Below are 13,532 nucleotides of genomic sequence, written 5' to 3' on the forward strand. Positions count from 1 at the left end.
TCCCGGCTTGCGGGCTCAATGCGCGGAGACGGAATCCAGCCCGGTCGATTTGACTTCCGCCTGCACGTCGGGCGACGCGAGATAGTCGAGGAGCGCCTTCGCTTCCTCCGGATGCTGCGCGCCGACCGGGATGCCGGCCGCGAAGCGCGTGACGGACTGCAGCGCTTCGGGAATCTTGCCGACGAAGGTCGCGCCCTTCACGGGCAGCAGTTCGCTCACCTGCTGAAAGCCGATTTCGTAGTCGCCGTTCGCGACCACGGAGGCGACCGGGATCCGCGGGATCATCTTCGCCTTCGATTTCACCTGGTCTTCGATGCCGAGCTTCTTGAACAATTCCCGCTCGATGTAGACGCCGCTCGCGCTGTCCGAGTAGGCGATCGACTTCGCATGCAGCAGCGCTTCCCTGAGGCCGTCGGCCGAGCTGATGTCGGGTTTCGCCGCGCCGTCGCGCACGACCATGCCGATCCGCGAATCGGCCAGCTCGACGCGCGATCCGGGGATCACCTTGCCTTGCTTGATCAGGTCGTCGAGCGCGTAGCCGACCATGATCACCGCGTCGGCCGGCTCGCCGCGCGCCAGCCGGTTCGGAATCGCTTCGGGCGACTTGCCCATCGACGGGCCGAGCGCGGTGTCGAGCGTGTTGCCCGTGCGGGCCGCGAACTGCGGGCCGAGCCGCTTGTAGGCGGCGGTGAAGCCGCCCGAGCTCATCACGTGCAGCTCGGCGGCCTGCACGTTCGCGGCGATTGCGGAGGTGGCGACGAGTGCGGTCGCGCACAGTTTCAGGAGCAGATTCTTCATGGTCGTGGTCGTGGCCTGGGTCGTGCGAAGTCGGGGCAGGGGTTCGGAATGCGGCGTCAGTGCGCCGGTGTCAGCGTCGCCGGGTGGCGGCGATAGAGTACGAACGTCGCGAGCAGCGCGCACACCGCGGCGAGGCTCATCCAGTAACCGGGTGCGGCCTTGTCGCCCGTCATGTGAATCAGCGCCGTGGAGATGGCAGGCGTGAAGCCGCCGAACACGGCCGTCGCGAGGCTGTAGGCGAGCGAGAAGCCAGCCACGCGCACCTCGACGGGCATCACTTCCGTCAGCGCGACGACCATCGCGCCGTTGTAGATCCCGTACATGAACGACAGCCACAGCAGCACGAGCAGCATGTTGATGAACGACGGCGCATGCGCGAGCAGCGACAGCGCGGGGTACGCGGTGGCGATCGCGAGCAGCGTCATGCCGACCAGCAGCGGCCGGCGGCCGATGCGATCGGACAGCGCGCCGCCGATCGGCAGCCACACGAAGTTCGACACGCCGACGCACAGCGTGACGAGCAGGCTGTCCGCGGTGCTCAGGTGCAGGACCGTCTTGCCGAACGTCGGCGCGTAGACGGTGATCAGGTAGAAGCTCGTGGTCGTCATCGCGACCAGCATCATGCCGGCGACCACGACACCCCAGTTGTGAGCCAGCGTGCCGAACACTTCCTTCATGCTCGGGCGGTGCCGGCGCGCCTTGAACTCCTGCGTTTCCTCGAGGTTGCGGCGCAGCATGAAGATGAACGGCACGATCATGCAGCCGACGAAGAACGGCACGCGCCATCCCCACGCGGCGATCGCCGATGCGCTCAGCCATTGATTGAGCGCGAAGCCGAGGCCGGCCGCGACGACGATCGCGACCTGCTGGCTGGCCGACTGCCAGCTCGTGAAGAAGCCCTTGCGGCCGGGCGTGGCCATTTCGGCGAGGTAGACCGACACGCCGCCCAGTTCCGCGCCTGCCGAAAAGCCCTGCAGCAGTCGCCCGATCAGCACGAGCGCGGGCGCGAGCAGGCCGATCGTCGCATAACCGGGGACGAACGCGATCAGGATGGTGCCGCTCGCCATGATCGCGAGCGTGACGATCAGGCCCTTGCGACGGCCGACGTCGTCGATGTACGCGCCCAGCACGATCGCGCCCAGCGGCCGCATCAGGAAGCCGGCGCCGAAGACCGCGAAGGTCATCATCAGCGAGGCGAACTCGTTCGCGGTGGGAAAGAACACGGCGGCGATCTGCGTCGCGTAGAAGCCGAACAGGAAGAAGTCGAACTGCTCGAGGAAGTTGCCGGCCGTCACGCGGAATACCGCGGCGGCCTTCGAACGTCCGGTCGAAAGGCTGGGCGAGGGGTGCATCAGGGTGTCTCCAGAGAATGCGGGAATGGCGCGGGGCGCGACCGATTGTCGTTTTGGCAATGTTCGCCCGGAGACGGGGAAACGTTAAGTGCGAATTTTGGAAGGATTGATGTTGTTTGGTTATCAATCGTGCGGCGCGCCGTACGCCCGGCCGGCGGCCTGCGACGCCGGCTTCACGGGACCGGGCCGGCCCGGCGATCCGTCACGAAGAAAGCCCAAAAAAAGCCCCGCTTTCGCGGGGCACGTCGGCTAATACACCGGCAAATCGAGAGCGATCAATGCTGGTCGCGCGCGCGCGGATCGTTCAGGTCCTCGGTCGGATCGGTCAGCCCGAGCTCGTCGCCCGCGCTCCAGTACGGCGTGCTGCCGTAGTACTCGTGCAGCGGCTCGGCCCATTGCGGGTCGGCCATCGCCGGCCAGTGATCCTTGTCGAAGCCCGGCGCGTTGCGGATTCGCTCGGATGAGACCGACAGCAGGAAACACTTGCGCTCGGTATCGAGCGTGAGCGCGCTCCACGGAATCGCAAGCAGCTTGTCGCCGATGCCGAGCAGGCCGCCGCTCGACAGCACGGCGTACGCGACGCGGCCCGAGCGCACATCGAGCATGATGTCCTTGATCTTGCCGACGTCGTCGCCATCGGTCGTATAGACCTTGTCGCCTTCCAGCGTGTCGGCTGCCATCACGTCCGGGCCGGGCCCGGCCGCGGTTGCGGCCCCCTTGCCGACGATGCGGGTCTGTCCTTGAGTCTGCATGGTTGTCCTCCTGGCTGCGTGGAGCGCGACCGTGCCCGGGATGGGCCCTGCGGGTCGCGCGGGTAGTCGGGGCGGGGCGCGAATGGCCCCGTCACGTCTGCTTCGGTTGCGACACGCCTTCGAGCGTGTTCGCGACGTCGTCGCGTGCGGGGCCGGCCGTGCGCGTCGCGATGTCCGCGAGCGACAGCATGCCGACGAGCCGCTTGTCGTGATCGACGACGGGCAGGCGGCGCAGTTGCGCGTCGGCCATGTAGTGCTGGATCTCTTCCAGCGAATCGTCCTCGAAACACCATTCGATCGGACCCGACGCGACTTCGTGGATCCGCGTTTCCGGCGGCTTGCCGGCCGAGATCGCGCGCACCGCGAGATCGCGGTCCGTGACCATGCCGATCAGCCGGTTGTTGTCACATACGGGCAGCGCGCCGATGTCATAGCGCTCCATCAATTGCGCCGCATGACGGATCGAGTCGGTCGGCGCGATGCGCACGACGTCCTGCGACATGATTTCGTTGACGCGTTGCATGAAGTCCTCCTTGCGGGTTGAGTCCGGGCCGTGTGAGTCGGCGAGTCCGGGCCGTACGGGGCAACAAGCGGGCAGCAAGCGGCGTGCCGTTCGGCAGCGGTGTCCGTCGAGTGCCGGCCGTCATTCGTCGCGGCGTCGGGCGGGGTCCTGCCACGGGCCGTCGTCGTGCGTGCCCGGCGGCGTGTCGGGCTCGATGCGCGTGACGCCGCCGGTCGCGGGCGGATCGCTCGCGGGGAACGTGTCCTCGAGCTGCTTGTCGATATGGCGCTCCGAGTGGCGCGTCTTCGTTTGATCCTGGTTCTTCAACGGCGGCGACGGATCGCGCTGCGGTTGGTGCGGCGCGTCGCGGCCGGTTCGGGTCGATTCCTTCATAGCTGGGCTCCGAGGCGGTGACGATGACGCGGTGATCGCGCAACGGCCGTGCCCGTCGCGACCGCGCGGCACGGGACTTGCCGCTTCTTCGATGGATGACCACGCAGGACGACGACGCGGGATGCCGGCCACAACGCGCGGTGCAATGCTCCGCACACACACACGCAAATCAAGCGGGAGGCACGATGACGATTCCCAAACGGCGGCCAGGGGTGCGCTATGAGATCAACGTATGCGGCGGCGGGTTCGAGTCGGTGAAGAGCCATTTCAGCGCGTGGAAACAGGAGCCGCTGATCTACCGGCCGGATCGCCGGATGTTCGAAGGCAAGGCCGACGTGCGGCCGCTCGGCGACGAGACGTTCGGCTCGACCGAGCCGGCGCGGTTCGCGCTGCAGCGCGCGTGCGAGCCGGCCGATCCGTATGCGCTCGCCGCGCGGGTGCGCGACGACGACCACGAGCTGTGGCTCGTGATGGCCGCGTACGACGCGTAGCGCGCTGCCCTTGAAAGAATTGCAGCGCGCGGTGTAGCGAAGGCACGGCGTACGGCGGGATGGCGCGCGCGACCGCGCGCCGGCGCGCGGAAAGGCGGCGTGCGAGGCGGCGTGCACGCCGGCACGCAGACGGCACGCAGCTTGCGGCCCTGCCTTTCGTGGACGATCGGGCGGCGCACGCCGCGCCAATCGATCAGGCCCCGCGAGGACGACGCAACGATCGAATGCCCCCCGATGAACCGAGACCCCGCCCAGTCGCTGCACCGGCCCGAACCGCCGATACCCGACGTCGAACCGGACCCCGAGCCGCCCGCGCCGGATGACTTGCCGCCCGGCACGCCGGAACCTTATCAGGATCCGGAAGGCGACCCGCCCGGGCATCCGCCGCCGGAGCGCGAGCCGCCGACGCGGGCGCCGCCGATTCACGCGCGGCCGAACCACGGGCTGCCGGTTCCTGCGCCGCCGATTCCTGTGCGGCCGATTCACGCGCTGCCGATTCATGTGCGGCCCATTCACGCGCCGCCGGTCCACACGCCGTCGACCGGCGGGCCGCCGATTGCGTCCATCCCACCCACGGAGAGCCCACGATGAGCATCAGCGTGAAACCCGGCATGCTGCGCGACGTGGCCGAGACGCTCGGCCGTCATTTCGAGGCGCGCGCGATGCCGTTCCATGCCGAGGAGCAGCCGGCCGGCGCGCTGCATTTCGGCTTTCGCGTCGACGGTCATCCGGCGTCGCTGACCGTGACCTTCGACGCCGACGCGTTCGCGGCGCTTGAGCAGGCCGGTATCGAGCGGCAACGCGGCGCACTGATGCGCGTCGCGGCCGAATTCGACACGATGATGGCCCGTCGCGCACCGAACGCGTATGCGGGCGATTTCCATTTCAACCGGCTCTGAGCCGTGCCGTCACGGCCGGCCCGGTGCCGCGCACCGCACTTCACGGAGGAGGTTCCGATGAAACCGATCCAGACGATACGCGTGTGCGCCTGTGCGTTCGCCGCGGCGTGCGCACTGGGCGCATGCACGCAACCGCAGGGCCCCTACGGCACGCGTGGCGCACCGCCGGCGCCACCGGACGGCCACGGCGCGTCGCCGACCACGACGATGCCGGACGCGAATACGCGTTACGACACGCGCCCGTCGCCGTACAACACGCTGCCGCCGGGCGCGACCGGCGGCGAGCCGGTCGACGTGCCGCCGCCGGGGCCGAACGGCGTGCAGGGCGGTCAAACGCTGCCGGGCACGCCGCCGCCGATGCAGTACTGACCGCGGCACCCTGCACGGATGCCGCGCAACGATACTGCCTGCGAGGACATATTCGCGCGACGGCGACGGCATATCCGCGCGGAGCGAATGCCGTGCCCCCTAACTTGCTGGCGCTTGTAAAAAAGGGGGCGCCCGGGGCCGCGGCCGACGGGGTACGAACCCGCGAGAGCCCCGCCGGACGGCGCTTCGCCTTCCTGGCACGGTAGCTGCATGGATTCGCATAAACGCATTCCGCACACCGTCAGGAGGGCATCGATGTCCGTCACGCTTGCGCTCCAGATGCGACAGCATCTGGCACTCACGCCGAGGCTTCAGCAGTCGCTTCGCCTGCTGCAGTTGTCTTCGCTCGAATTCCAGCAGGAATTGCGACAGGCGCTCGACTCGAATCCGTTTCTCGAAGACGGGCAGGGCGACGAAGAAGCCGCCGACGCGCCCGAACCCGAGGCCGAAGCCGCACCGCCCGAGCCGCCACCCGAGCACGAGGAAGTGCGCCCGCCGGACGGCGACGTGTCGTACACGGCCGCGCCGACGACGCGAGGCACGGGGCGACAGGCCGACGACGCGGGCGATCAGTCGCCCGGCGAGTGGATGGCCGCCGAGCCGTCGCTGCACCAGCAGCTGCACGACGCGTTGCGGCTCTATCCGCTGAACCGGCGCGACCGCGAGGCCGCGCGCATCGTGATCGACGCGCTCGACGAGGACGGCTACCTGCGGCAGGAGCTGGGCGAGCTGCTGATCGCGGCCGATCCGGCGCGGCTGCTGTCGGAACAGGATCTCACGGTCGCGCTGCGGCTCGTGCAGATGCTGGACCGGCCGGGCATCGCCGCGCGCTCGCTGTCCGAGTGCCTGCTGCTGCAGCTCAACGCGATTCCGGCCGGCACGCCGGCGCTCGCGGAAGCGAAGGCCATCGCGCGCGACCATCTCGAACGGCTCGCGCGCCGCGAGACGGCGGAGATCCAGCGGCGCCTCGGCTGCAACCAGGCGACGATGCAGGCCGCCTGCGCGCTGGTGCGCGCGCTCGATCCGCGCCCCGGCAATCACTACGGCAGCACGCGCGGCGACTACGTGATACCCGACGTGATCGTGCGCCAGGTGCGCGACGAATGGATCGTGACGATCAACCCGGCCGTGCTGCCGCGCGCGCGGCTGCACGAGCGCTACGCGACGCTGTTCGCGCAGTCGAGCGGCGAGCGCGATTCGCCGCTGGGCCAGCAGCTGCAGGAAGCGCGCTGGCTGATCCGCAACGTGCAGAAGCGCTTCGACACGATCCAGCGGGTCGGCGAGTGCATCGTCGCCCGGCAGCGCGACTTCTTCCGCTACGGCGAGATCGCGATGAAGCCGCTCGTGCTGCGCGACATCGCCGAGGAGCTCGACCTGCACGAATCGACGGTCTCGCGCGCGACGGGCAACAAGTACATGGCCACGCCGCACGGCACGTTCGAGTTCAAGCATTTCTTCCCGCGCAAGCTGGAGGCGGCCGGCAAGGGCGTGTGCTCGGCGTCCGCCGCGAAGGTGCTGATCCGCGACATGATCGCCGCCGAGCGCCATAACGATCCGCTGTCCGACGTCGCGCTCGCGCAGAACCTCGCGGGCCGCGGCATCCTTCTTGCGCGTCGTACCGTCACGAAGTATCGCCAGGCGATGAAGATTCCGCCGGCCGACCTGCGCCGGCGCGACGCCGCATGACGATACCGTCCGAACCGCGCGCGGCCCGCCCGTGAGCCACACGGACGTCGCGCGTCACCGAGAGGAGGAAAGCCATGCCAGCCAAGTCCCAGGCACAGCAACGCGCCGCAGGAGCCGCCCTGTCGGCCAAGCGCGGCGACACGAAAATGAAGGACCTGAAGCCGCCTGCGAAGTCGATGGCCAAGTCGATGAGCGAAAAGGAACTCGAAAAAATGGCTTCGACGCCGGTCCACGGCAAACCCAGGCACAAGCACGATTCGTGATCGACGGCGACACGCATCGGCGATCACCGTTCTTCAGGACTCCAGGAGGCATTCATGCTTCGTTACGCCATCATCTTCCTCATCATCGCGCTCGTCGCCGCCTTGTTCGGCTTCGGCGGCATCGCGGCCGGCGCGGCCGAGATCGCGAAGATCCTGTTCTACATCTTCGTCGTGATCTTCCTGGTCACGCTGCTGCTGGGGGTTGTCAGGCGATGACGACCGCCCCCGACCGTTCGCAGCGCATCGCGGAAATCGAGCATGCGCTCGCGAACGGCTTTCCGTCGCAGTCTACCGTCGTCGTGCATGCGGACGACGCGTCCGGGCGGCTGACGATCCAGGTGTCGTGGGTCCGTATGCCGTCCGATGAGGACGCGCGTCAATGGCGCTGCGCGGTCGACCTGCGTTTCGATCCCGACGTGCTCACGCGCTATGCGTCGCTCGGCGCGGCCGATCGCCTGCGCGTGCGCACGCAGCTGTGCGACCTCGCGCGGCGCGCGGTCGACGAGCACAAGCCGCGTGTCGAGGACGCCGAGATCGAATGCAGCGTCGCGCTCGACGTGACGCGCGCCGAACTCGACCGCGCGTTGCGCGCGCCCTGACCGACGCAGCCCGCATCGACGCTTTAGCCGCCGTCGCGACACGCGCCGTGCGGCGCATCCATGCCCGTGACGGCTTCTGGTGTGTGCCGCCACGCGCTCGCGCACCCGGCAAAGGAGAACACGCATGGCATCGCGGATGATCTGGAAAGGCGCGATCAGCTTCGGGCTCGTTCACGTGCCCGTGCAGCTGTTTCCCGCGACGCGCACCGTGAAGCCGTCGTTCCGGCTGCTCGACAAGCGCTCGATGGACCCGGTCGGCTATCGGCAGATCAACAAGCGCACCGGCAAGGAGGTCGCGCGCGAGGACATCGTGCGCGGCTACGAGTACGAGAAGGAACGCTACGTCGTGCTGACCGACGAGGAGATTCGCGCGGCCAATCCGGAATCGACGCAAACCGTCGACATCCTGACGTTCGTCGACGCGGACGCGGTATCGTTCCTGTATCTCGACACGCCGTACTACCTCGTGCCGGACCGCAAGGGCGAGAAGGTCTATGCGCTGCTGCGCGACGCGCTGAAGGACAGCGGCAAGATCGGCATCGCGCTCGTGGTGATGCGCGACCGCCAGCATCTCGGCGCGCTGATTCCGGTCGGGCCGCTGCTCGCGCTCGACACGCTGCGCTGGCAGGAAGAACTGCGGCCGCTCGACGAACTGACGGTGCCGGCCGACGACGCGAAACACGCGGGCGTGACCGCGCGCGAGCTCGGGATGGCGAAGAAGCTGATCGACGAGATGGCGGGCAAGTGGACGCCGGACGAGTATCACGACACGTTTCGCGACGACATTCTCGAGCTGGTCGAGCGCAAGGTGCGCGCGGGCAAGATCGAGGAGATCGAGGAGCGGCCACCGCAGACGGGCCGCGCGGCGACCAACGTGGTCGACCTGACCGAGCTGCTGAAACGCAGCCTGAAGGGCGGCGGCGGCGGCGGCGCGCGCGCGGCGGGCCCGCGCAATGCGGGCGACGACGAGGGCGCGGAGGCGGACGCGTCGTCTTCCCCTGCGTCGTCGCGCGGCGGCGCGCGCCGCAAGCCGGCTTCGAAGGCCGTGCCGAAGGGCTCCGCCGAGAAGACGCCGGCGGCGAAGCGGACGGCCGCGAAACGTGCCGCGACCGGCGAGCATGCGGCGAAGAAAACCGCCGCGCGCCGCAAGCACGCCGCATGATGCGCGGCGACGCGAGGTGACACGATGGCCGGCAAGCTCGATCCCTATCGCCGCAAACGCCGCTTCGACGCGACGCCGGAACCCGAAGGCGCGCACGGGCGGCGGCGCGCGAAGGCGAACGCGACACCTTCCGGGCGGGCGACCCGGCGTGCCGGCCACCCGCTGCGCTTCGTGATCCAGGAGCACCACGCGCGGCGCCTGCATTACGACTTCCGGCTCGAACTCGACGGCACGCTGAAGTCGTGGGCCGTGCCGAAGGGGCCGAGCGTCGATCCGTCGGTGAAGCGCCTCGCCGTGCAGGTCGAGGATCATCCGCTCGAATACGCGTCGTTCGAAGGCGAGATTCCGGCCGGGCATTACGGCGCGGGAGCGGTCGTCGTATGGGACGAAGGCACGTGGACGCCGGACGGCGGCCTCGCGCAGGCACGCGACGGCTATCGCGCGGGCAAGCTGACGTTCCGGCTCGACGGCGAAAAGCTGCACGGCGGCTGGGCGCTCGTGCGCAGCGGACGGCAGGAGGGGCGGCAGGTTCAGTGGCTGCTGATCAAGGAGCGCGACGACGACGCGCGCAGCGAGGCCGAATTCGACGTCGTCGGCGAACTGCCGGGGAGTGTGCATGACGGGGCGGCGTCGGCGACGCGTGCGGATGCCGCGAGCCGCTCGACGCGCGCGCGCGGAGCGCAACGCGGCCGGCGCGACTCGACCGACACGCGCGCCGCAGCGCATGACGATCATGGCCGAGACAGCCGAGAAAGCAGAGAAAGCAGAGAAAGCCGCGCCCGCCGGCCCGCCGATCCGTCCGAGATCGACGGTGCGGTACGCGTGCCGCTGCCCGAGCGCGTCGCGCCGCAACTCGCGACGCTGGTCGACGGCCCGCCGACGCAGGGCGACTGGCGCTACGAACTGAAATTCGACGGCTACCGGATCCTCGCGCGCATTGCGGGCAAGGGCGCCCGCCGGCATGTGAAGCTGATGACGCGCGAAGGCCGCGACTGGACCGCGAAGCTGCGCGCGCAGCGCGACGCGCTCGCGGCGCTCGACGTCGACGACGCCTGGCTCGACGGCGAGGCCGTCGTGCTCGGCAGGAACGGTCTCCCCGACTTCCAGGCGCTGCAGAACGCGATCGGCGCCGGACACTCGGATGCGATCACGCTGTTCGTGTTCGACCTGCCTTGTCTCGACGGTTACGACTTGCGCGACGCACCGCTCACCGCGCGCCGCGGCCTGCTCGAAGCGCTGCTCGCCGACAGCGACCCCGCGCGGCTGCGCTTTTCGCCGGATCTCGGCGACGACGTCGCATCGCTGATCGCGAGCGCCTGCGATACCGGCCTCGAAGGGCTGATCGGCAAGCGCGCGGAATCGCGCTATCGCGGCGGTCGCTCGCCCGCGTGGATCAAGCTCAAATGCCGGCGCCGGCAGGAGTTCGTGATCGGCGGTTACACCGAGCCGTCGGGCAGCCGGCACGGCTTCGGCGCGCTGCTGCTCGGCGTGCACGAGCCGGCAGCGGCCGGCAAGCGGCGGCGCGGGCCTGCGCCGCTGCGCTACGTCGGCCGCGTCGGCACCGGCTTCGACACGCGGATGCTCGACCGGCTCGCACCGATCCTGCGCAAGCAGCAACGCGACACGACGCCGTTCGATCCGCCGCCGCGCGAACGCTCGCGCACGCGCGTGCACTGGATCGAGCCGACGCTCGTCGCCGAATGCGAATTCGCCGAGTGGACCGGCGACGGCATCGTGCGGCAGGCCGCGTTCATCGCGCTGCGCGAGGACAAGCCGGCGTCGCAGATCGTCCGCGAAGTGCCGAAGCAACCGGAAACGGAGGGGGTGATGGAGCGACGCCAGACCACGCATCACGAAAAGCACGAACGCAAGCACGCGGCGCACGTCGATCGCACGTCGCATACGTCGCATACGTCGCACGCCGAGCATGCCGATCACGCAGATCACGCAGATCGCGCCAAGCACGATCCAAGCGCTCGCAAGCACCACGCACGTTCACGCCCGTCCCCCCACGCAGCACGCGACGATACCGGTTCCGACATGCTCGGCCGCGTGCGCATCACCCATCCCGAGCGCGTGCTCGATCCGCAGAGCGGCACGCGCAAGATCGATCTCGCGCATTACTGGCAATGGGTCGCGCCGTGGCTGCTGCCGGACCTGAAGGGCCGGCCCGTGGCGCTCGTGCGCGCGCCCGGCGACATCGCGGGCGAGCTGTTCTTCCAGAAGCACGCGGAGCGCCGCGAAATCCCGTTCGTCACGCAGCACGCAGGACTCGATCCGGGCCACGGTCCGCTGCTGTCGCTCGACAGCGTCGACGCGCTGCTCGGCGCCGCGCAGATGGGCACGATCGAGCTGCATACATGGAACGCGCACGCGTCGAACATCGAGCGGCCGGACCGGATCGTGTTCGACCTCGATCCCGATCCGGCGCTGCCGTGGCGCGCGATGACCGACGCCGCGCAGCTCGTGCGCGGGCTGCTCGACGAACTGGGCCTCGCGTCGTTCTGCAAGACGAGCGGCGGCAAGGGGCTGCACGTCGTCGTGCCGATCGCGCGGCACCTGGGCTGGGACGACGCGAAGGACTTCTCGCGCGCGCTCGCGCGGCATGTCGCGGGCGCGCTGCCCGACCGTTTCACCGCGACGATGGGCGCGCGTCACCGGCGCGGCAAGATCTTCATCGACTACCTGCGCAACGGCCGCGGTGCGAGCACAATCGCCGCGTATTCGGTGCGTGCGCGGCCCGGGCTGGGCGTGTCGGTGCCGCTGCGCTGGGACGAGGTGCCAACCACCACGGGCGGCGCGCAATGGACGATCGACACGCTGCACGAGCGGCTCGACCGGCTCAAGCGCGACCCTTGGGAAGACTATGCCGGCACGCGGCAGCGGATCACCGCGCAGATGCGTGCGCGTCTCGGCATGTCGTGACGGCGCCGTCAGCGCCGACGCTGCTGCAGACGGTGATACCAGTCCATCAGCGGCGTCGCGGACACGCCGTGCGCGATCACCGACGCCGACACGACTGCCAGCACCGGCGCCGCGAGCGGCCGCACGGCGCTCGACGGCCCGTGCTCGAGCGCGAACAGCAGGTAGTAGAACGAACCGATTCCGCGTATCCCGAACCACGCCAGCAGCCGGCGCTGCGCCGGCGTCGCGCGCGAGCCGGCGAGCGCCGGCAGCACCGCGAGCGGCCGCACGGCGACGAACAGCGCGACGGCGAGCGCGGCCGAGCCCCACGTGAAGAGCGGCGTCGTCAGCGTGGCGAGCACGCCGCCGATCATCGTCATCACGAGCGCCTCGGCGATCCGCTCGAGCTCGATCGTGAAGTCGAGCACCGATTCGGTCATGAACGCGTGCGCCTTTTCCGGGTGCTTCTCGGTCGCGACCACGTCTTCCGAATCGACCCGGCCGATCACTTCGCGCGGCCGGCGGTCACCGCTCGCGCGATGCTCGACGCGGCGCATCGCGACGCCCGCGGCGAACGTCGCGATGAAGCCGAACGTATGCGCGAGCTGCGCGGCACCGAACGACAGCACGATCAACGCGAGCGCGAAGAAGCCTTCGAAGCCGAGTGCCTGCGCATGACGGGTGCGCAGCCAGCCGATCGCGGTGGTGGTCGCCGCGCCGAGCATGCCGCCGATCGCGGCCGCGCCCGCGATGCCCCACAGCGCGGCCAGTGCGAACGCGCCCGACAGCGGTGGCGGCCCGTGCGGCGCATCGGACGCGCCGCACAGCGCGAGGCCCGCGAGCGCGAACGGCAGCGCGATGCCGTCGTTCAGCCCGCCTTCGCCGGACAGCGCGAAGCGCACCAGGTCGCGATCGCCGGGATCATGCACCTGCACGTCGTGCGCGAGCACCGGGTCGGTCGGCGCGAGGATCGCCGCGAGCAGCAGCGCGGGGCCCCAGCCGAGCCCGAGCGTCAGGACCGCGCAGCCGGCAAGCAGCGGCACCGTGACGATCATCGCGAGCAGGCCGAGCCGGCACGGCACGCGCCACAGCGGGTCGGACAGCGGCACGCGCAGCCGCAGCCCGATCGCGAACAGCGATACCAGCAGCGCGACCTCGACGATCTCGCGCAGCAGCGGCGCGTCGCGCTGGATGTCGAGATGCAGGAGCCCGGCGCCGGACGGGCCGAGCGCGACACCGAGAGCAAGATAGATCATCGCGCTGCTGCACGGCAGATGACGCAGCGCCGACGTCACGATGCCCATGCCCATCAGCACCGCGCCGATGATCAGATACCACAGCGTTTCATGCATGCGGGCAGGC

Annotated in this window: 16 protein-coding genes; 10 read left to right on the top strand and 6 right to left on the bottom strand. The window is 69.6% G+C overall.

The genetic code is table 11. The features are described from left to right. Positions 1–15 precede the first annotated feature (15 nt). The 5 genes from DIE16_RS03845 to DIE16_RS03865 all read right to left on the bottom strand — a co-directional run bounded on the left by DIE16_RS03845 (position 16) and on the right by DIE16_RS03865 (position 3,797). Positions 16–798, bottom strand: a complete 783-nt coding sequence (locus DIE16_RS03845) for a substrate-binding domain-containing protein (RefSeq protein ID WP_124666141.1) — start codon at positions 796–798, stop codon at positions 16–18. 56 nt (positions 799–854) lie between these two features. Beyond that, positions 855–2,150 (bottom strand): MFS transporter, encoded by a 1,296-nt coding sequence (locus DIE16_RS03850; RefSeq protein WP_124521708.1) that lies wholly within the window; start codon positions 2,148–2,150, stop codon positions 855–857. Between the two features lie 275 nt (positions 2,151–2,425). Next, positions 2,426–2,902 (bottom strand): PRC-barrel domain-containing protein, encoded by a 477-nt coding sequence (locus tag DIE16_RS03855; RefSeq protein WP_044843379.1) that lies wholly within the window; start codon positions 2,900–2,902, stop codon positions 2,426–2,428. 91 nt (positions 2,903–2,993) lie between these two features. Continuing rightward, positions 2,994–3,425, bottom strand: coding sequence for a CBS domain-containing protein (locus DIE16_RS03860; protein ID WP_044843380.1), 432 nt, complete (start codon positions 3,423–3,425; stop codon positions 2,994–2,996). 120 nt (positions 3,426–3,545) lie between these two features. Continuing rightward, entirely contained in the window at positions 3,546–3,797 is a 252-nt protein-coding gene (locus DIE16_RS03865) for a hypothetical protein (RefSeq protein ID WP_044843381.1), read from the bottom strand. Positions 3,798–3,982: 185 nt separating this feature from the next. Between DIE16_RS03865 and DIE16_RS03870 the strand changes: the two genes are divergently transcribed. The 10 genes from DIE16_RS03870 to ligD all read left to right on the top strand — a co-directional run bounded on the left by DIE16_RS03870 (position 3,983) and on the right by ligD (position 12,191). Next, the gene (locus DIE16_RS03870) at positions 3,983–4,288 is read left to right on the top strand and encodes a hypothetical protein (RefSeq protein WP_044843382.1); all 306 of its coding nucleotides are present in this window, start codon (positions 3,983–3,985) and stop codon (positions 4,286–4,288) included. 234 nt (positions 4,289–4,522) lie between these two features. Further along, positions 4,523–4,879 carry a hypothetical protein gene (locus DIE16_RS36980; protein WP_260434332.1) on the top strand — a complete coding sequence of 119 codons (357 nt, stop codon included), beginning with the start codon at positions 4,523–4,525 and terminating at the stop codon, positions 4,877–4,879. After that, the gene (locus DIE16_RS03880; protein WP_044843383.1) at positions 4,876–5,187 is read left to right on the top strand and encodes a hypothetical protein; all 312 of its coding nucleotides are present in this window, start codon (positions 4,876–4,878) and stop codon (positions 5,185–5,187) included. The genes DIE16_RS36980 and DIE16_RS03880 overlap by 4 nt, the downstream gene beginning before the upstream one ends. A 57-nt stretch (positions 5,188–5,244) precedes the next feature. After that, a complete protein-coding gene (locus tag DIE16_RS03885) occupies positions 5,245–5,556 on the top strand; it encodes a hypothetical protein (protein WP_124485798.1) in 312 nt (103 codons plus the stop codon). 255 nt (positions 5,557–5,811) lie between these two features. Next, positions 5,812–7,242, top strand: a complete 1,431-nt coding sequence (locus DIE16_RS03890; RefSeq protein WP_044843385.1) for an RNA polymerase factor sigma-54 — start codon at positions 5,812–5,814, stop codon at positions 7,240–7,242. A gap of 74 nt (positions 7,243–7,316) precedes the next feature. Further along, positions 7,317–7,505, top strand: a complete 189-nt coding sequence (locus DIE16_RS03895; protein WP_044843386.1) for a DUF3008 family protein — start codon at positions 7,317–7,319, stop codon at positions 7,503–7,505. Positions 7,506–7,559: 54 nt separating this feature from the next. Continuing rightward, positions 7,560–7,721, top strand: a complete 162-nt coding sequence (locus tag DIE16_RS03900) for a DUF1328 domain-containing protein (RefSeq protein ID WP_044843387.1) — start codon at positions 7,560–7,562, stop codon at positions 7,719–7,721. After that, positions 7,718–8,104, top strand: coding sequence for a DUF3022 domain-containing protein (locus DIE16_RS03905; RefSeq protein WP_124891839.1), 387 nt, complete (start codon positions 7,718–7,720; stop codon positions 8,102–8,104). Before DIE16_RS03900 ends, DIE16_RS03905 begins: the two co-directional genes overlap by 4 nt. Before the next feature lie 124 nt (positions 8,105–8,228). Further along, positions 8,229–9,266, top strand: coding sequence for a Ku protein (locus DIE16_RS03910; protein ID WP_124891840.1), 1,038 nt, complete (start codon positions 8,229–8,231; stop codon positions 9,264–9,266). A gap of 24 nt (positions 9,267–9,290) precedes the next feature. Then, positions 9,291–12,191, top strand: coding sequence for a DNA ligase D (gene ligD / locus DIE16_RS03915; RefSeq protein WP_124891841.1), 2,901 nt, complete (start codon positions 9,291–9,293; stop codon positions 12,189–12,191). Between the two features lie 8 nt (positions 12,192–12,199). On the opposite strand, the gene DIE16_RS03920 is transcribed toward ligD, so the two are convergent. Next, on the bottom strand, positions 12,200–13,522 hold the full coding sequence (locus DIE16_RS03920) for a sodium:proton antiporter (protein ID WP_044843391.1): 1,323 nt from the start codon (positions 13,520–13,522) through the stop codon (positions 12,200–12,202). Positions 13,523–13,532: the final 10 nt, after the last annotated feature.

The sequence above is a fragment of the Burkholderia sp. Bp9090 genome (genome assembly GCF_003857985.1).
In the GTDB taxonomy this organism is placed as follows: domain Bacteria; phylum Pseudomonadota; class Gammaproteobacteria; order Burkholderiales; family Burkholderiaceae; genus Burkholderia.